We start from the raw sequence: 17,056 nt of genomic DNA, 5'->3' as shown, positions 1-17,056 counted from the left end.
CGGGCGTGAGCCGAGGTCCTTCGAGAGCGCTACAGGATCATTCCGGGGCCATCCGGGCACAAGTGTCGATCAGGGACTGCTCGACCTCGTCCAGGGGGCGGTCCGCCGCGAGCGCCTTCGCGAGGTAGCGCGCGGCGGTCTGGACGGTGAGGGCGCGGGCCGGGACGTCCAGGGCGGGCCAGGGGTCGCCGTCCTCCGGTACGGCCGGGCCGCCGGCCGCGCGGTAGGCGGTGAGGAAGCGGGTCCACTCGTCGGGCGGGAGGAGGCCGCAGGCGAACCAGGAGGCGGGGCGGGCGAGGTCCCAGGCGGGGACGCCGACGCCGAGATCGTCGACGTCGATGAGCCGCCAGGCGCCGTCCGGCGCGGGATGCCGGACCAGCTGGCCGAGGTGCAGGTCGCCGTGACAGAGGGTGGGCGTGCCGGGCATCGGGGCCTCGGCGCGGGCCCAGGCGGGCAGGGCGGACCAGGCGCGGAGGACGGGCGGGGCGGCGGGGTGCGGGCCCTCGGCCGCGAGTGTCCCGCGGAGGCGGGCCATCGCGTGGGCGGCCTTGGCGGGGCCCCGCATCGGGGGTGTGGCGGGCGCGGGTGGGGTGCGGTGGAGGCGGGCGAGGAGGGCGGCGGCGGCTTCCCAGGGAGCGGCGGCGGGGTCGTCGGGGTCCACGGGTCGGCCGTAAGGCCAGAAGGTGACCGGCCGGGAGCCGACGAGGGTGGCCGGGCCGAGGGGCGCGAGGAAGACCTCGGGGAGGTCGGCCGCGGTGTCCAGCCGGAGGGCCAGTGCGGTGGGGTCGGTACCGGGGGCGTGGGCCTTGGCGACGGTGGCCGCGTGGCGGAGGACCGTGGTGTCGGGACGGTCGGCGAGGGTGGTGGTGCCGCAGACGCAGGGGGACGCCGACTGCGGGTGGGCGGCGGCTGTGACCTTGGCGGTCAACTGGGGCAGTACGTCAGCGGTCGTCAAGGGTCCCCCGGGGTGTGCGGTGCGCTGCGCCGAGCGTACGTCGGTGAGCTTGGCCGCGGTCCGCGTTGGCCGGGGGGCCGGGAACCGGGAGGCCCGCGGACCGGGGGACCGGGGGACCGGGGACCGAGGGAGGCCGGGGACCGGGGACCGGGAGCCGAGAGGCCGGGAACCGGAAGCCGGGGACCGGAAGCCGAGAGGCCGGGAGCCGAGAGGCCGGGGACCGCGAGCCGAGAGGCCGGGGACCGGAAGCCGGGGGCCGGAAGCCGAGAGGCCGGGGACCGGAAGCCGAGGACCGGAAGCCGAGAGGCCGGGAACCGGAAGCCGAGGACCGGAAGCCGAGAGGCCGGGAACCGGAAGCCGGGGGCCAACGGCCCGGGCACGGCGCCCCGTGCAGAAGCCGCGGTCACCCGGACCCCCTGTACGGCGTGATCGAATCGAGGATGACGGCAGTCCGGACCGGCGGACGAGTACGCCTGCGCGGCGAGCGAGCCCGACGACCGGACCGTGCTCACGCGCTTCGCCGGGGGCCACCACGGCTCGATGGCGCGTAGCGCCCCCCGCTGGCACATCCGGTCCTCCCCCGTCGGATCCGCGCTGTCTCATCGTGAGACGAAGGCCCGGAAGCCGTGAGGCAGGGCAGGCAACGGTAAGGGGAGGCGTTGTGCACAAGGTCAAGCGTTGGATTCGAAGAACGTCCGTGATCGCCGCCATAGCCGCCGCCACAGCGTTCGGCTCCGTCTCCACCGCACAGGCCGACAGCCCGTGGATGGACACCACGAACGGCGCCGGCAGCGGGAAGTGGTGGACCGATCCCGGCGGGTCCGCGACCGATGAGGAGATAGCCGTCTGCGACAACGCGGACGACGGGATGGGCGTCATCGCGATGGCCTTCGGAGACGACTCGTACTTCTACGTCAAAGACTCCTTGGACAACGGCAAGTGCCCGAGCGTCACGGCCGACCTGTTCCCTGAAGGGGAGTCGATCGATTTCTACGTCTGCCTCTTCTACGGCCACGTCTACGAGGAGGGCGACGCACTGGTCGACTGCGCCTACGACAACGTGACGTCGTAAGCGCGCTTCGGTCTGAGCAAAAAAGCAATGCCGGCGCAGCTCCCCAGCTGCGCCGGCATTTGTGCCGTCCGCCGCACCCCCGTCCCCACGGGGTTTCATGGGTGGATGTCCCCGCCCGGACCGCTCTTCCGGGCCTGGGGTCGCCGCTCAGCGCCCCAGCATCACTCCCACGGACGACGCCTGTGTGGCCACTGTCTCCCAGCCGTCGAAGACGACGAGGAGCAGGACCGCCAGGGGAAGGGCCATGAGCGTCGCCACCAGCGGGTGGCGACGGCCCTGCCGGCGGGGGCGGGTGGTGTGTGTCCGCTGTGCCGTAAGGGCCATGGTCCCTCTCCTGACCGTTCTCATTTGTCGTTGGCAGCGGCGGGTGTCTGACCTCGGGGGACGAGTGCTGCACCCGCCGCTTGACCTCAAATCTAGGCGCGCGGGCCCTGGCGGGCGTCATGCCCTCGTACCGATTCGCGGGCCTCCCGGAGGATGAGCCATGACCTGCGGTCTACTCCCCTGGGTGGAGACCGGGTCCTACGCCTTCTCCTACCTCTCGGGGTCTTCCCGGAGGGGGTGCCCGGTCCTTCCCGGTTTTTCCGAGCTGTCCTCGCGGGGCACCGGCTGCTCGACGAGGGCCAGGACCCGGGTCGCCATGAAGCGGGCCGTACGGACGACCGAACCTCCCCCACTGCCTAAAGGGCGTGGGGGGACCCCCACCGCGTGACTTCGCTCACTTCCACCACCCCTCGCCGTACCGCCGTCTCCACCCGGCGGCCCGCCCTGCTCGCCACCACCTCGTAGGTGCGGGTCGTGTCGCCGGCGTCGACGACTATCTCCACGCGGTCACCCTTCACAGCTTCAATCCCCCTTCTGTGACGGCTTGTTGGAGCATTCGGGTGCTCAAAGGCACCGATTCCGGCGCCTTCCTGACCACTCCTCAAGTCTCGCACCCGGCACTGACAATCCATCGGACCGAGAGGGCGCGGCCTCTGCGCACGGGCGGCCCGGTAAACGTAAGCTGTGCCACGTCAAACGGACCGGGCAGCGGGGATGAACATGGCGATGATGCGCCTGAGGCGCGAGGACCCGCGCGTCGTCGGCTCGTTCAGGCTTCACAGAAGACTCGGCGCCGGTGGGATGGGCGTGGTCTACCTCGGCTCCGACAAGAAGGGGCAGCGGGTCGCGCTGAAGGTGATCCGGCCCGATCTGGCGGAGGACCAGGAGTTCCGGTCGCGTTTCGCCCGTGAGGTCTCGGCGGCCCGGCGGATCAGGGGCGGTTGCACGGCAAGGCTGGTCGCGGCGGATCTGGACGCCGAACGGCCGTGGTTCGCCACCCAGTACGTGCCCGGACCCTCGCTGCACGACAAGGTCGCCGACGAAGGGCCGCTGGGCGCGGCCGAGGCGGCGTCGGTCGGGGCGGCGCTGTCCGAGGGCCTGGTCGCCGTGCACGAGGCCGGGGTCGTCCACCGGGATCTCAAGCCGTCCAACATCCTGCTGTCCCCGAAGGGGCCGCGGATCATCGACTTCGGCATCGCCTGGGCCACCGGGGCCTCCACGCTCACCCACGTCGGTACGGCGGTCGGCTCCCCCGGGTTCCTGGCGCCCGAGCAGGTGCGCGGGGCGGCCGTCAGCCCGGCCACGGACGTGTTCTCGCTCGGCGCGACCCTCGCCTACGCCTCGACCGGTGACTCGCCCTTCGGGCACGGCAGTTCCGAGGTGATGCTCTACCGCGTGGTCCACGAGGAGCCGCACCTGGACGGCGTACCGGACGCGCTCGCGCCGCTGGTGCGGGCCTGTCTGGCGAAGGACCCGGAGGAACGGCCGAGCACGCTGCAGCTCTCGCTCCGGCTGAAGGAGATCGCCGCGCGTGAGGCGCAGGGCCTGGCCGACGTACGGCCGCCGGCGCCGCGGGCCGCGGAGGCGGACCGGCCCACCGGGCGGCTCACCGAGACCTACCCCGAGCAGCAGCGCACCCAGCGGCGGACGCAGGGGACGCCGGTGCGGGGGAACGCCCCCTCGCGGGGCGGCAGCGGCCCGCGCGTCAACGGCGGTGTGCCGTCACGGCCGGGCGGCACGCGTCCCACGCCCGCCCCCCGCGGCAACGGCACCCGCCCCGGTACCGGTGGCCGGCCCGCGCCGCGCAGTGGTACCGGGCGTCCGGCGCCACGCCCCACCGGCACCGGGCGGCGGCCGGCCAATCCGCGGCTGCTGCGGCAGCGGCTGTTCGTGTTCGTCGTGGTGACCCTGCTGGTGGCCCTGGGGATCGCGCTGGCCCAGGGCTGTTCCGGCCCGGCGCACGGGCTGGGCGTGCCCGGAGGTGTCGTACCGTCGGCGAAGGCCGTGGCCCTCCGGGAGTAGCGAGGTCCTACGCCTCGGGGCGGCCCGCGGTCACCGCGTAGAAGGCGACCGCGGCCGCCGCGCCCACGTTGAGGGAGTCGACGCCGTGGGACATCGGGATCCGGACCCATTCGTCGGCGGCGACCAGGGCCTGCGTGGAGAGGCCGTCGCCCTCCGCGCCGAGCATCAGGGCGACCCGGTCCATCCGGTGCGGGGCGGCCTCGTCGAGACTGCGGGCCTTCTCGTCCGGGGTGAGGGCGAGCAGCGTGAACCCGGCCTCGCGGACCGAGTCGAGCCCCTTGGGCCAGGTGTCGAGACGGGCGTACGGCACGGAGAAGACCGCGCCCATCGAGACCTTCACGCTGCGGCGGTAGAGCGGGTCGGCGCAGTCGGGGGACAGCAGGATCGCGTCCATGCCGAGGGCCGCCGCCGAGCGGAAGATCGCGCCGATGTTGGTGTGGTCGTTGACCGACTCCATGACGACCACCCGGCGGGCGGTGCGCAGCAGTTCGGTCGCCGTCGGCAGCGGTTTGCGCTGCATGGAGGCGAGCGCGCCGCGGTGCACGTGGTAGCCGGTGACCTTCTCGGCGAGCTCCGGGCTGACCGCGTACACGGGGGCCGGGAGCTCGTCGATGACATCGCGCATGACGTCGACCCATTTGGCGGACAGCAGCATCGAACGCATCTCGTAGCCCGCGTCCTTCGCCCTGCGGATGACCTTCTCGCCCTCGGCGATGAACAGGCCCTCGGCCGGTTCGCGCTTGCGGCGCAACTCGACGTCGGTCAGGCCCGTGTAGTCACGGAGGCGCGGGTCGTCGGGATCCTCAACGGTGATGAGATCGGCCACAGGGTGATACTGCCTTGTCCTGGGTGGGGTGCCAATGGTCTGGAACGGGTTGTGTTACCCGGGGTTACGTCAGTGCCCTTTCAGGCAGGCGTGCCCTTTCAGGCAACCGTCCGCGGGCCGACGTTCACGACCTCGCCGATGACGATGACCGCCGGGGGCTTCACTTCCTCCGCGCGGACGACCTCCGCCACGGTGGCGAGGGTCGCGTCGACGCGGCGCTGCGCGGCCGTCGTGCCCTCCTGGACCAGCGCGACGGGCGTGTCCGGGGACTTGCCGTGCGCGACCAGGGTCTCGGCGATCTTCCCGATCTTGTCGACGCCCATGAGGACGACGAGGGTTCCGGTGAGCTTCGCGAGGGACGGCCAGTCGGCCAGCGAACGCTCGTCGTCGGGGGCCACGTGGCCGCTGACCACCGTGAACTCGTGCGCCACGCCCCGGTGGGTGACCGGGATACCGGCGGCGGACGGCACGGAGATCGAGCTGGAGATACCGGGGACGACCGTGCAGGGGATCCCGGCCTCGGCGAGCGCCTGGACCTCCTCCATGCCCCGGCCGAAGACATAGGGGTCGCCGCCCTTGAGCCGTACGACCGACTTGCCCTGTTTCGCATGCTCGATCAGGGCGTTGTTGATGGCCTCCTGGGCCATGTAGCGGCCGTACGGGATCTTCGCCGCGTCGATCACCTCGACGTGCGGCGGGAGTTCGGCGAGGAGGTCGCGGGGGCCGAGGCGGTCGGCGATGACGACGTCGGCCTCGGCGAGCAGGCGGCGGCCGCGGACCGTGATCAGGTCGGGGTCGCCGGGACCGCCGCCGACCAGCGCGACGCCGGGGGTGCGGGTGCGGTGGTGCGGGGCGACGAGGGTGCCGTCGCGCAGGCCCTCCACGACCGCGTCCCGGATGGCGGCGGTGTGGCGCGGGTCGCGGCCCCTCGCGTCCGTGGTGAGGACCGCGACCGTGACGCCCTCGCTGTGGCCGGTCGCCGGGGTCCAGGCGGTGGCCTGGTCGGCGTCGTCGGAGCGCACGCACCAGACGCGGTGGCGCTCCGCTTCGGCGGAGGCGGCGGTGTTGGCGTCGGGGTCGCTGGTGGCGATGAGGGCGTACCAGGCTTCGGCGAGGTCGCCGTCGGCGTAGGGCCTGCGTTCCCAGGTGATCTCACCCGCGTCTGCCATGGCTTCGACCGACGGGGTCGCCTCAGGGGATACGACGGTGATGCCGGCGCCTGCCGCGATGAGCGCGGGGAGGCGGCGCTGGGCCACCTGGCCGGCGCCGAGGACGACCACCTTGCGGCCGGTGAGGCGGAGGCCTACGGGGTAGGCGGGGTGTTCGGCCATGAGGTGCGGCTCCTCCGAGGCGTTGCTATAGCCCTGACGTGCAGATTTTAAGCTGCGGGGCGATATGGCGGGTCAGGTGTCCGGTGGCTGGGCGTTGCGGGCCGGGTGCACGGCTGTGGGCACAACCACGGTCGGTCGGCAGGGAACCCGGCACCGCCGACCCGCGGCACACCACCACGCGCCCGCCGCGCCCGCCGCGCCGGGCGCCCGGAACCGGTCGTTCCAGGGCCCTCGGCTTCTCGGCGGCTCCCCCTACTTCTCCGTCACGCCCGCCGAGTCGAACGTGGCCACCTCGTGCATGGCGCGCGCCGTGCTCTGCACCAGCGGCAGCGCCAGCAGTGCGCCCGTGCCCTCGCCCAGGCGGAGGTCGAGGTCGACCAGGGGGCGCAGGCCCAGCTTGTTGAGGGCTGCGACGTGGCCCGGTTCCGCGCTGCGGTGGCCGGCGATGCAGGCGGCGAGGACCTCGGGGGCGATCGCCCGGGCCACCAGGGCGGCGGCACCGGCGCTGACGCCGTCCAGGATCACCGGCGTACGCAACGACGCGCCGCCCAGCAACAGGCCCACCATCGCCGCGTGTTCGAAGCCGCCGACCGCCGCCAGGACGCCGATCGGGTCGGCCGGGTCCGGCTGGTGGAGTTCCAGGGCGCGGCGGACGACCTCGGTCTTGCGGGCGAGGGTCTCGTCGTTGATGCCGGTGCCGCGGCCGGTGACCTCGGCGGGGTCGGCGCCGGTGAACACGGAGATGAGGGCGGCGGACGCGGTGGTGTTCGCGATGCCCATCTCGCCCGTCAGCAGCGCCTTGTTGCCGGCCGCCACCAGGTCACGCGCGGTCTCGATGCCGACCTCGATGGCCTGCTTGGCCTCCTCGCGGGTCATCGCGGGGCCGGTCGTCATGTCGGACGTGCCGGCCCGGACCTTGCGCGGGAGGAGACCCGGGGTGGCCGGGAGCTCGGACGCCACACCGACGTCGACCACACAGACCTCGGCGCCCACCTGGGACGCGAACGCGTTGCAGACCGCTCCCCCGCCGAGGAAGTTGGCCACCATCTGGGCGGTGACCTCCTGCGGCCAGGGGGTGACGCCCTGGGCGTGCACCCCGTGGTCACCGGCGAAGATCGCGACGGCCGCGGGCTCCGGGATCGGCGGCGGGCACTGCCGGGACAGCCCGGAGAGCTGGGCGGAGATGATCTCCAGCATGCCGAGCGCGCCGGCCGGCTTGGTCATCCGCTTCTGCCGCTCCCAGGCCTCGCCGAGCGCCTTGGCGTCCAGCGGGCGGACACTGGCGACAGTCTCGGCGAGCAGGTCGTGCGGGTCCTCGCCGGGCAGTGCGCGACGGCCGTACGTCTCCTCGTGGACGACCCAGGACAGCGGGCGGCGCTTGGACCAGCCGGCCTGCATCAGCTCGGGCTCGTCCGGGAACTCGTCGACGTACCCCACGCACAGGTAGGCGATGACTTCGAGGTGCTCGGGCAGTCCCAGCGCGCGGACCATCTCGCGCTCGTCGAAGAAGCTGACCCAGCCGACGCCGAGGCCCTCGGCGCGGGCGGCGAGCCAGAGGTTCTCGACGGCGAGCGCGGCTGAGTAGGGCGCCATCTGCGGCTGGGTGTGCCGGCCGAGGGTGTGGCGGCCGCCGCGGGTGGGGTCGGCGGTGACGACGATGTTCACCGGGGTGTCGAGGATGGCCTCGATCTTCAGTTCCTTGAACTGCTTCGCGCGGCCCTTGGGAAGGGACTTGGCGTAGGCGTCACGCTGGCGCATGGCCAGTTCGTGCATCGTGCGGCGGGTGTCGGCCGAGCGAATGACGACGAAGTCCCAGGGCTGGGAGTGGCCGACGGAGGGCGCGGTGTGGGCGGCCTCCAGGACGCGCAGCAGCACCTCGTGCGGGATGGGGTCGCTGCGGAAGCCGTTGCGGATGTCACGGCGTTCGCGCATGACCTTGAGGACGGCCTCGCGCTCGGCGTCGTCGTAGGCGGGCGCGGCCGGGCCGGTGGACTGTCGTGCTTCTGCCACGGGGGCCGTGCTCTCTTCCTGCTCGGCGGCCCTGGTCTCCAGGTCCGCCGCCTGCTGTACGACATCGGGGTGGGGCTCCGGCACGGGACCGGGCTCGGCCTCGCGGGGCGCGGGGACCGTCGCGGTCTGCTCCGGCGCCGACTCGCCCTGGTCCTGCGCGGGGAGGACCAGCGGGTGCGGCGGGGTCGGGGCGAGGTGCGGGGTGGTCGGCACCTGGCCGTCGACGGCGACGAACTCACCCAGCGGCTGGTCCGGCGCCGGCTCCGTCGGGACGGCCGCGGCCAGGGGTTCCGGGGCCGCCGGAGCCTCCTCGGGCGGGGTGTCCTGCGTCTGGGGGCCGGCGAGGGGCACCTCGACCGGCGGGGCGGGCTGCGCCTCGACAGGGGGTACGACGGCTGCCGCGGGGGCCTCGGCCCCTGCCGCCTCCGGGGCGGGGGCGAGCGGCTCGGGTTCCCCGGCCGCCCGGGCAACGGGAATGACGGGCTCCGGCTGCTGCGGGACCTCGGCGACAGGGGCCGGCGGGGCGGGTTCTTCGACGACGGTCTCCGTCGCCTGCACGGGCACGGGCGGCGCGCCGGCCTCCGGCTGACCGGGCTCGGCCACGACGGCTTCGGGGGCGGGGACGGGCTCGGGCACGAGAGTCCCGGGCGCGGGAACGGGCTCGGGCACGACAGCCTCCGGCACCGGGACGGGCTCGGGCGCGACGGGCTCCGCCGCCTGCTCGGGTACGACGGGCTCCGCGACCTGCGGCTCCGGCGCGACCGGCGGCACGGGCTGCACGGCCTCGGCGACCGTCTCGCCGAGCAGGGCGGCCGTCTCGGCGAGCGGACCGGCCTCGGCCGCCTGCGCAACGGCCTGCGCCGCCACGACCGCCTCGGCCGGGCTCGCCTCGGGAACCCCACCGGCACCGGGCACCTGCCCCGCGTCCGGCGCCTGCGGAACGTCCACGGTCTGCGGGACCTCGACGGCCTGCGGAACCTCCGCGACCGGCGCCGCCTCGTGCCCCGCGCCCATCACCGGCCCCTGAGCGCCTTCCACGACCGCAGCCGCCTCGACGGCCTGCGGCGCCACCGGCTCGGCCACGGGCACCGGAACGCCCCCGTCGACCGGCTGGACGGCCACGGCCTCCGGACCGTACGGGGCCGCCGGCCACCCTCCGGGGACCGCCGCGTCGGCGATCCCCACCGCCGCCTGCTGCCCCACCGCGACGCCCACGGCGGCCGGGACGGCCGCCTCCGTGGTGAGCCGGGCGACGGCCGCCTGCGCGGCGCCGGACGGGTCGGGAGTCCAGGTCTGCTGGAACACCGCGGGCTCCGGCGCGGGAACAGCCGCACCGGCGGGCGCGCCGGGGGCGACGGGCACAGCGGAAGCAACCGCCTCCGGTGCCGGAACAACCGTTTCGGCAGCCGGGGCCTGTGCGCTCACCTGTGCCACCGGAGCAGCCTGAGGGGCGGTCTGCGGGACGGTCTGGGGCGCGCCCCAGGGCGCGGCGGGCTGCGGGACGCCCTCGCGCGGCGGCTGGACGTCGAGGTATTCGGGGCCGGCCGTCGGCGGGCCCGGCTGCCGTACCGGCGCACCGGCCGGGCCGCGGTCGGCGAGGGAGCGGACCGGGCTGGCGGAGGTGTCGGGGATCGGCGGGCCGAGGTGCAGCGGACGGCGCGGGGCCGGGGCGGCCGCCGGGTCGTGCGGCACGGAGAGGATCGGGGACGCCGGCACCGAGGTGGGCAGGCGGACACCGGTGAGGTCGACCGAGCCGCTGTCGCGGCCCGCCGTCTCGTGCGGACCGGGCTCGTGGACGGTCTCGACGACCGGTTCCGGGGCCGGCGGCGGCACTTCGTTGCCCCAGGCGCCCTGGGCGCCGGGCAGCAACAGGTCTTCGTCCTCGGCGGGCGACTCGGAGAGGTAGGTGTACGCGCCGTGCGCGGGAACGCCCGGCTGTTCCACCATGCCTGCGCTCTCCGGCAGTCCCTCGCCCGGGACCTGGCCGGTGTCCGTCATGCGTACCCCTCGCCCATCGGTTAGTGCCTTCTACGACCAGCTCACCCGGGGCGGCGCACCGACCGTCCCGCAGTGAAGAACGAGCGTCCGTGCCCAGCGGCACGAACGACCCGCCGGAAAAGGCGACAAAGCCATTCAGTGGCATTGTCCCGGCCGTTCGACCGTCGCGACAGCGTGATCCGCGACAGCCCGCTGTGGACTGCGCCACGTTGCGCGTCCCCGGTTCTGCCGTACCACACCCGCCCCAAAAGGGGCGTGTTTTCCGGACATTGACGAACGAATTTCCGGGCCACCGGCGTAGTGCAGCGATCGGCCAGCCTACCGCGCGCAGTATGACAACAGGATCACGGGGCACGCTCAGGAAGGACGCCACTGAGCAGGAACGCGACGTTCCGCTCGGTCTCCGTCCAGGCCCTGGTGTCGAGTTCGACGGACTGCAGCAGGGCGCACTCGACGTCGTATCCGTGCTCGGTCAGATCGCGGCCGATGAGTTCGGCCGCGTCCCGGGTGGCGGCGTGCGCGACGATGCGCTGCGGCCGGCGGTCGGCGACCGCGGAGACCACCGCCGCTCCCCCGCCGCCGACCCGGACGACATCCGGCTCGGGCAGGTTCTCCAGCACATGGGGCGCGCTGCCGTGCACGATCTGGAGCTGGACCCCGAACCTGCGGGCGGCCGACTCGCTGCGCACGCAGGCCGCCAGGTCCCGGTCGACGGCGATGACGGCGGCCCCGGCGCGCGCGGCCTCGGTGGCGAACGCCCCGCTGCCGCAGCCGATGTCCCAGACGAGGTCCCCCACCCGGGGTCCGAGGCGGGCGAGTTGGGCGGCCCGGAGCAGATCCGTTTCCCCTTCGCCGAGGGCGGCTCCCTCGCCGTACTCCCTGTCGGGCTGCACCCAGCCACGCGGTCCGGTGGCCGGATCCCGCCCGGCGATCCAGCCGCCGCCCTCGCCGGCCCCCACCGGTCCGGCCGGGCCGCCGATGACGATGACGACGTTGGGGTCGCGCCAGCTGTGGTCGGCGGCCTTGTCCGAGGTGACGACGGAGACCTGCTCGCGTTCGGTGCCGAGTTCCTCGCAGATGACGAAGGTGCGGTGGACGCCCTCCATGAGCAGCCCGAGTTCGGCGGGTCCGGCGCCGGGCGAGGTGAGGACGGCGACCTTGGTATGGGCTCGGCACACATTCACCGCGCGTCGCAGGGTGCGCCGGTGTGCGACGACCACCTGTGCGTCGTCCCAGGGCATTCCGGCGCGGGCGAAGGCGGCGGCGACGGAGGAGACGGCGGGCACGACCTCGACCTCCAGGCCGAACTCGGGCGCGCGCAGGGTCCGTACGACGCCGAAGAAGCCGGGGTCGCCGTCGGCGAGCACCACGGCGGTGCCGCGATGGCCGGCGATCCGGCGGGCGGCGAGGGCGACGCTGCCGAGGCGGATGCGTTCGGCGCCGGGCGGCACCTCGGGCAGGGCCAGATGGTGGGCCGCGCCCGCGACGAGGGTGGCGGCGCCCAGGGCGGAGCGTGCCGCGGCGGTCAGCGGCGAGCCGTCCCAGCCGATCACTGTGACGCGGTCGGCCATAGTCGTCGGTCTCCAGGGGGTTTACGCAGGTCGGGCTCCGTGAGGTTACCTGGTGGAAGGTTCCGCCGTCGTGTCGGCGGTCGGTCCCGCATCGGGCCCCCAGGTGTCAGTTCCAGTCGTTGAGGGACGTGAAACCACCGGTGTCGGCCAGTTGTTCGCTGACTCCGGCGAGGTCCTCCGGCAGCAGGCTCCAGACGATGACGTCGGTGCGCACATCGGCCCACCGCCCGTTCTCCGTCCGGGTCCGGGCTATCCAGGCGTTGCGGAGCACGCCCTCGCTGATGCACCCGATCTTCTGGGCCACCTGCTGGGAGGCGGTGTTGTCGGCGGCGGTGCGCAGTTCCATCCGCTCGAACTTCTGATCGTGGAACAGCCACTGCGCGGTGGCGAGGGCCGCCTCGGTGGCGTAGCCCTCACCGCGGGCCCAGGGGGCGACGATGTACGTGATCTCGCTGGCGCGGACACGCCAATCGGTGTTCCGCAGATGCACCATTCCGACAAGGCGCTGGGTGAGGAACTCGGTGACGGCTAGGACGATGCCACGGCCCTCGGCGCGCTCGGCGGGGGCGGTCCCGGTGATCCAGGCGCGGGCGTCCCTCTCGGTGTAGGGCTGCGGCACGGACGTCCAGGCCCCGACCTGCTCGTCGTTCATCATCTCGGCCAGTGCGGGCACGTCGTCCTCGTCGAGGGGACGCAGCACCAACCGCTCCGTGCTGATGGAGATGTTGGGGAAGGTGCCAGTCATGCGCCGCTCCGTAGCCTTCGTAAATCCTTCAGGCCCAAACCTTCGGGGCCTGCGAACTGCCCAGCATGCAGCATGAAACCACCGAACCGCACGACGGGGTCCACCCCCGGTGAGCGAGTGGACCCCGTGCGTGGCGATACGCCGTATACGTGCCGACGGCGGGAAGGTCGGCGGGAAGGTCAGAAGGACGGGATGACCGAGCCCTGGTACTTGTCCTCGATGAACTTCTTGACCTCGGGCGACGTGAGGAGCTTCGCGAGCTTCTTCACCCGCGGGTCCTTCTCGTTGCCCTTCTTCACCGCGAGGAAGTTGCCGTACGGGCTGTTCTTCGCGGACTCCAGGACGAGGGCGTCCTTGGCGGGCTTGATACCGGCCGAGATGGCGTAGTTGCCGTTGATCACCGCGGCGTCCACGTCGTCCAGGGAACGCGCGGTCTGGGCCGCCTCGACCTCCTTGAACTGGAGGTTCTTCGGGTTCTTGGCGATGTCCTGCGGGGTCGCCTCGCTGCCGGCGCCGTCCTTGAGGGTGATGAGTCCGTTGGCGGCGAGCAGCTTGAGGGCCCGCGCCTCGTTCACGGCGTCGTTCGGGACGGCGACGGTCGCACCGCTCTTCAGCGCGTCGACGCTCTTGACCTTGTGGGAGTAGAGGCCGAGCGGCTCCAGGTGCACCGTGACGACGGGCACGATGTGGGTGCCGCGCTTCGTGTTGAAGTCGTCGAGGTACGGCTTGTTCTGGAAGTAGTTGGCGTCCACCGAGCCGTCCTCGGTCGCCGTGTTGGGCGTGATGTAGTCGGTGAACTCCTTGACCTCGAGATCGAGTCCGGCCTTCGTGGCCAGGTTCTTCTTGACGAAGTCCAGGATCTCGGCGTGCGGGGTCGGGCTCGCGGCGACGACCAGCGGTCCGCTGTAGTCGGAGGAGCCGGAGCCGGAGTCCTTGCCCGAGCCGCAGGCGGTGAGCCCGAAGGTGAGGGCTCCGGCGGCGAGGACGGCGGTGGTGAGCTTGGCGGTGTTACGCACGAAAAGTGCCTTTCCTTATGGGTGGAGCGACCCCGCGATTGGTGGTGCGGGGAAATCTGTGGGGCGCCGGGAGGCTCAGCCGGTCTCGCCGGTGGCGGCCGTCGAGGCCTTCAGCAGGCGCAGCCTGGGCGCGGGGCCGGACCGGCCGCCGCGGCGGTGCAGGGAGCGGGCCGCGTAGTCGCCGGCGAACTGGATGACCGAGATGACCACGGCGAGGATCGCGACGGTGATCCACATCAGCTCGGTCTCGAACCGCTGGTAGCCGTAGCGGATGGCGATGTCGCCGAGGCCGCCGGCGCCGACCGTGCCGGCCATGGCGGAGTAGCCGATGAGCGCGACGATCGTGGTCGTGGTGGAGGAGATGAGGGAGGGCAGCGACTCCGGTACGAGGACCTTGCGTACGACGGTCCAGGTGTTGCCGCCCATCGACTGCACGGCCTCGACCAGCCCGCCGTCCACTTCGCGGACAGCCGTCTCGACGAGGCGGGCGAAGAAGGGGATGGCGCCGATGGCGAGCGGCACGATGGCGGCCTCGCGGCCGATGGTCGTGCCGGTGATCCAGCGGGTGAAGGTCATCAGCGCGACCATCAGGATGATGAACGGCATCGAGCGGGCGACGTTCACGATCTGCCCGATGACCTTGTTGGCGACCACGTTCTGCAGCAGGCCGCCCCGGTCGGTGAGGACGAGCAGGATGCCGAGCGGGAGGCCGCCGACGACGGCGATCACCGTGGACCAGCCGACCATGTAGAGGGTGTCCCAACACGCCTGGGACAGCAGCGGCTGCATCTCGGACCAGCTCACTTGGCACCTTCCTTCACCAGCGCGGGCTCCTGGCCCACCACGTCGATCTGCAGGCCCTGTTCGCGCAGGAAGCCGATGGGCACCACGTTCTCCTCGTAGCGGCCGGGCAGTTCGATGCGCATCCGGCCGATCTGGAGGCCGCCGACGGTGTCGATGGCCGCGCCGAGGATCGATATGTCGATGTTGTAGGTGCGGGAGAGCTGGGAGATGACCGGCTGGGTGGCGGCCTCGCCGTGGAAGGTGACGTCGAGGACCGTGCGGTCCGCGCCGGAGGCCTCGCCGCCGACCGGGAAGAGCGCGGCGGCCAGCTCGGAGCCCGGGGTGGCGAGCAGTTCGCTGACGGTGCCGGACTCGACGATCCGTCCCTTCTCCATGAGGGCGGCGGAGTCGCAGATCGTCTTGACGACGTCCATCTCGTGCGTGATGAGCAGGACGGTCAGGCCCAGCTGCCGGTTCAGGTCGCGCAGCAGCTGGAGGATGGAGCGGGTGGTCTCGGGGTCGAGGGCGCTGGTGGCCTCGTCGGAGAGCAGCACCTTGGGGTCGCCGGCCAGGGCGCGGGCGATGCCGACGCGCTGCTTCTGGCCGCCGGAGAGCTGGGCGGGGTAGGCCTTCGCCTTGTCGGCGAGTCCGACGAGGTCGAGCAGCTCCAGGGCCTTGCGGGAACGTTCCTTCCCCGATGTGCCGAGGATCTCGAGCGGCAGCTCGACGTTGTCCTGGACGGTCCGGGTGGACAGCAGGTTGAAGTGCTGGAAGACCATGCCGATACGGCTGCGCGCCTGGCGCAGTTCCCGGCCGGCCCGGGGACCGCGCCCGGCGAGGGCGGTGAGGTCCCGTCCGTCGACCGTCACGGTGCCGGCGGTGGGGCGTTCCAGCAGGTTGACGCAGCGGATGAGCGAGGACTTGCCGGCGCCGGACTGGCCGATGACGCCGTACACCTCGCCTTCGCGGACGTGCAGATCGACGCCGTCGAGGGCGGTGACCTCGCGGCCGCGCGAGCGGTAGACCTTGGTGAGGCCCGTTGTGGTGATCACGTGGGTTTCCGTCACTGTCGAGTGCGCGGGCGTGGGTGTGCCCGGGCGCACGGATGCGTTCGTGCAGGGACGCGGCACGGTTCTCGCTGGAGCGCTGAACCGGGGAGAACATGTGCGCGGGGGGGGCGGCTTACGTCACGTACAAGCGTTGTCGCGTCGTACGGACATGCCACCGGTCTCGCTTCGGGGCGCGAGGCTCTGGGTGGTGCGGGGGCCCTCTAGAAGGCGCACATTCGACACATACAACGAGCACCGGGCGTCATGGTCGCCTCGGTCGCAGGGGTGCGGTCGCTCGTCGTGGTCATGCGATCAGTAAACCAGACCTACGGTCCTGACAGGCCGCCGCTGTCCGCATGCCGGACAGCGGCGGACACGCGTCAGCCGTGCCCGGAGATGTCGACGGTGTGGCCGCCGACCAGCACCGACAAGGCCGACAGGTCCTTCACCAGGAGATCCGCGCGCGGCTCCTCGGCGCGACGGGCTGTGGCCAACGCCACGGTGGCGGTCCCGGCGGCACAGGGGCGGCGGCATCGGGCCGTTTCGGCCGTAATAAGGTCGCGGCATGCTCAATGCCCTGCTGCTGGTGACGGGAGTCGCCGCGCTGTTGCTCGCCGCGTGGTGCGGGTGGGCCGCGTACCGGGACCAGCCGACGAAGGACTGGCACTTCATCGGGATGGCCGTGGTGTCGGTGCTGGCGCTGGTCCAGCTGGTGGCCGGGATCGTGCTGCTGGCGCGGGGCGAGAAGCCGGACCAGGGGACGACGATCTTCGTCGCCTATCTGCTGGGGGCGTTCGCGTGCGTCCCGGCCGCGGGGTTCATGTCGCTCGCCGAGCGCACGCGGTGGGGTTCCGTGACGGTCGCGGCGGGCGGCGTGGTGCTGGCCGTGCTGGAAGTGCGGCTCTATGACATCTGGGGAGGGTGAGATGACGGCCGTGGAAGAGAGGCCGAAGCGGCTGACCAGCGGGCCGGGCACGCTGCTTGTGTGGTTCTACGGGGTGATGGTCGTCGGGGCGGTGTCGCGATCCGCGTACCAGATCGCGACCGAGTTCGACCGGGCGCCGCTCGCGTACTCGCTGTCGGCGGTCGCGGGGGTGGTGTACGGGTTCATCACGTACACGTTGGTGCGGGGCGGCGAGACGGCTCGCAAGGTGGCGCAGGTGTGCTGCGCCGCCGAGCTTGCGGGCGTGTTGATCGTGGGTACGTGGACCCTTGTCGAGCCTTCTGCGTTCCCGGACGCCACGGTGTGGTCGGACTTCGGGATGGGGTACGTGTTCATTCCCGTGCTGTTGCCGCTCTCCGCCCTGTACTGGCTGCGGAAGGGCGCCAAGGGGGACGCGGGCTGAGGAAGGTG

The 17,056-nt window shown here is 72.6% G+C and carries 14 protein-coding genes and 2 pseudogenes; 4 read left to right on the top strand and 12 right to left on the bottom strand.

The genetic code is table 11. The annotated features are described in order from the left end of the window. Positions 1-37: 37 nt before the first annotated feature. Positions 38-955, bottom strand: a complete 918-nt coding sequence (locus AB0D85_RS11985; RefSeq protein ID WP_362317492.1) for a phosphotransferase — start codon at positions 953-955, stop codon at positions 38-40. 697 nt (positions 956-1,652) lie between these two features. Here AB0D85_RS11985 and AB0D85_RS11980 point away from each other — a divergent pair. Continuing rightward, on the top strand, positions 1,653-2,027 hold the full coding sequence (locus tag AB0D85_RS11980; RefSeq protein WP_362317489.1) for a hypothetical protein: 375 nt from the start codon (positions 1,653-1,655) through the stop codon (positions 2,025-2,027). A gap of 147 nt (positions 2,028-2,174) precedes the next feature. Here AB0D85_RS11980 and AB0D85_RS11975 read toward each other — a convergent pair whose 3' ends face one another. After that, positions 2,175-2,351: a hypothetical protein gene (locus AB0D85_RS11975; RefSeq protein WP_123978469.1), complete on the bottom strand. Its 177-nt coding sequence runs from the start codon at positions 2,349-2,351 to the stop codon at positions 2,175-2,177. A gap of 210 nt (positions 2,352-2,561) precedes the next feature. Further along, positions 2,562-2,869 (bottom strand): annotated as a pseudogene (locus AB0D85_RS11970) (hypothetical protein). 196 nt (positions 2,870-3,065) lie between these two features. Between AB0D85_RS11970 and AB0D85_RS11965 the strand changes: the two are divergent. Further along, positions 3,066-4,373 carry a protein kinase gene (locus AB0D85_RS11965; protein WP_362318005.1) on the top strand — a complete coding sequence of 436 codons (1,308 nt, stop codon included), beginning with the start codon at positions 3,066-3,068 and terminating at the stop codon, positions 4,371-4,373. A gap of 7 nt (positions 4,374-4,380) precedes the next feature. Here the strand turns inward: AB0D85_RS11965 and AB0D85_RS11960 are convergent, their stop codons facing one another. From AB0D85_RS11960 to AB0D85_RS11920, 9 genes and pseudogenes are all read right to left on the bottom strand, one after another. Continuing rightward, a complete protein-coding gene (locus tag AB0D85_RS11960) occupies positions 4,381-5,199 on the bottom strand; it encodes an RNA methyltransferase (RefSeq protein ID WP_362317486.1) in 819 nt (272 codons plus the stop codon). A 98-nt stretch (positions 5,200-5,297) separates the two neighbouring features. Then, positions 5,298-6,530, bottom strand: a complete 1,233-nt coding sequence (gene cobA, locus AB0D85_RS11955; RefSeq protein WP_362317483.1) for a uroporphyrinogen-III C-methyltransferase — start codon at positions 6,528-6,530, stop codon at positions 5,298-5,300. A gap of 252 nt (positions 6,531-6,782) precedes the next feature. After that, entirely contained in the window at positions 6,783-10,538 is a 3,756-nt protein-coding gene (cobT, locus tag AB0D85_RS11950; protein WP_362317481.1) for a nicotinate-nucleotide--dimethylbenzimidazole phosphoribosyltransferase, read from the bottom strand. A 344-nt stretch (positions 10,539-10,882) separates the two neighbouring features. Then, positions 10,883-12,109 carry a precorrin-6y C5,15-methyltransferase (decarboxylating) subunit CbiE gene (cbiE, locus tag AB0D85_RS11945; protein ID WP_362317478.1) on the bottom strand — a complete coding sequence of 409 codons (1,227 nt, stop codon included), beginning with the start codon at positions 12,107-12,109 and terminating at the stop codon, positions 10,883-10,885. Positions 12,110-12,215: 106 nt separating this feature from the next. Further along, positions 12,216-12,854, bottom strand: coding sequence for a GNAT family N-acetyltransferase (locus AB0D85_RS11940; protein WP_362317475.1), 639 nt, complete (start codon positions 12,852-12,854; stop codon positions 12,216-12,218). Positions 12,855-13,033: 179 nt separating this feature from the next. After that, positions 13,034-13,870 carry a MetQ/NlpA family ABC transporter substrate-binding protein gene (locus AB0D85_RS11935; RefSeq protein WP_362317472.1) on the bottom strand — a complete coding sequence of 279 codons (837 nt, stop codon included), beginning with the start codon at positions 13,868-13,870 and terminating at the stop codon, positions 13,034-13,036. Between the two features lie 75 nt (positions 13,871-13,945). Next, positions 13,946-14,674 carry a methionine ABC transporter permease gene (locus AB0D85_RS11930; RefSeq protein WP_362317470.1) on the bottom strand — a complete coding sequence of 243 codons (729 nt, stop codon included), beginning with the start codon at positions 14,672-14,674 and terminating at the stop codon, positions 13,946-13,948. After that, on the bottom strand, positions 14,671-15,705 hold the full coding sequence (locus tag AB0D85_RS11925) for an ATP-binding cassette domain-containing protein (protein WP_362317467.1): 1,035 nt from the start codon (positions 15,703-15,705) through the stop codon (positions 14,671-14,673). The genes AB0D85_RS11930 and AB0D85_RS11925 overlap by 4 nt, the downstream gene beginning before the upstream one ends. 377 nt (positions 15,706-16,082) lie before the next feature. Next, a pseudogene (locus AB0D85_RS11920) lies at positions 16,083-16,220 on the bottom strand (HAD family hydrolase); the annotation flags it as partial. 47 nt (positions 16,221-16,267) lie between these two features. On the opposite strand from AB0D85_RS11920, the gene AB0D85_RS11915 reads away from it, so the two are divergent. After that, positions 16,268-16,627, top strand: coding sequence for a hypothetical protein (locus AB0D85_RS11915; RefSeq protein WP_123978457.1), 360 nt, complete (start codon positions 16,268-16,270; stop codon positions 16,625-16,627). 1 nt (position 16,628) lies between these two features. Then, positions 16,629-17,048, top strand: a complete 420-nt coding sequence (locus AB0D85_RS11910) for a hypothetical protein (RefSeq protein WP_362317463.1) — start codon at positions 16,629-16,631, stop codon at positions 17,046-17,048. The last annotated feature ends 8 nt before the right edge of the window (positions 17,049-17,056 follow it).

The organism is Streptomyces sp. NPDC048277, assembly GCF_040652235.1.
Taxonomy (GTDB): Bacteria; Actinomycetota; Actinomycetes; order Streptomycetales; family Streptomycetaceae; genus Streptomyces.
This window is presented reverse-complemented; position numbering and strand designations above follow the sequence as displayed.

What these genes read in the sequence shown, in the direction of transcription:
- AB0D85_RS11975 (WP_123978469.1), bottom strand. Translation starts at nt 2,351, where the DNA reads ATGGCCCTTACGGCACAGCGGACACACACCACCCGCCCCCGCCGGCAG.
- AB0D85_RS11965 (WP_362318005.1), top strand. Translation starts at nt 3,066, where the DNA reads ATGAACATGGCGATGATGCGCCTGAGGCGCGAGGACCCGCGCGTCGTC.
- cobA (WP_362317483.1), bottom strand. Translation starts at nt 6,530, where the DNA reads ATGGCCGAACACCCCGCCTACCCCGTAGGCCTCCGCCTCACCGGCCGC.
- cobT (WP_362317481.1), bottom strand. Translation starts at nt 10,538, where the DNA reads ATGACGGACACCGGCCAGGTCCCGGGCGAGGGACTGCCGGAGAGCGCA.
- cbiE (WP_362317478.1), bottom strand. Translation starts at nt 12,109, where the DNA reads ATGGCCGACCGCGTCACAGTGATCGGCTGGGACGGCTCGCCGCTGACC.
- AB0D85_RS11940 (WP_362317475.1), bottom strand. Translation starts at nt 12,854, where the DNA reads ATGACTGGCACCTTCCCCAACATCTCCATCAGCACGGAGCGGTTGGTG.
- AB0D85_RS11915 (WP_123978457.1), top strand. Translation starts at nt 16,268, where the DNA reads ATGCTCAATGCCCTGCTGCTGGTGACGGGAGTCGCCGCGCTGTTGCTC.
- AB0D85_RS11910 (WP_362317463.1), top strand. Translation starts at nt 16,629, where the DNA reads ATGACGGCCGTGGAAGAGAGGCCGAAGCGGCTGACCAGCGGGCCGGGC.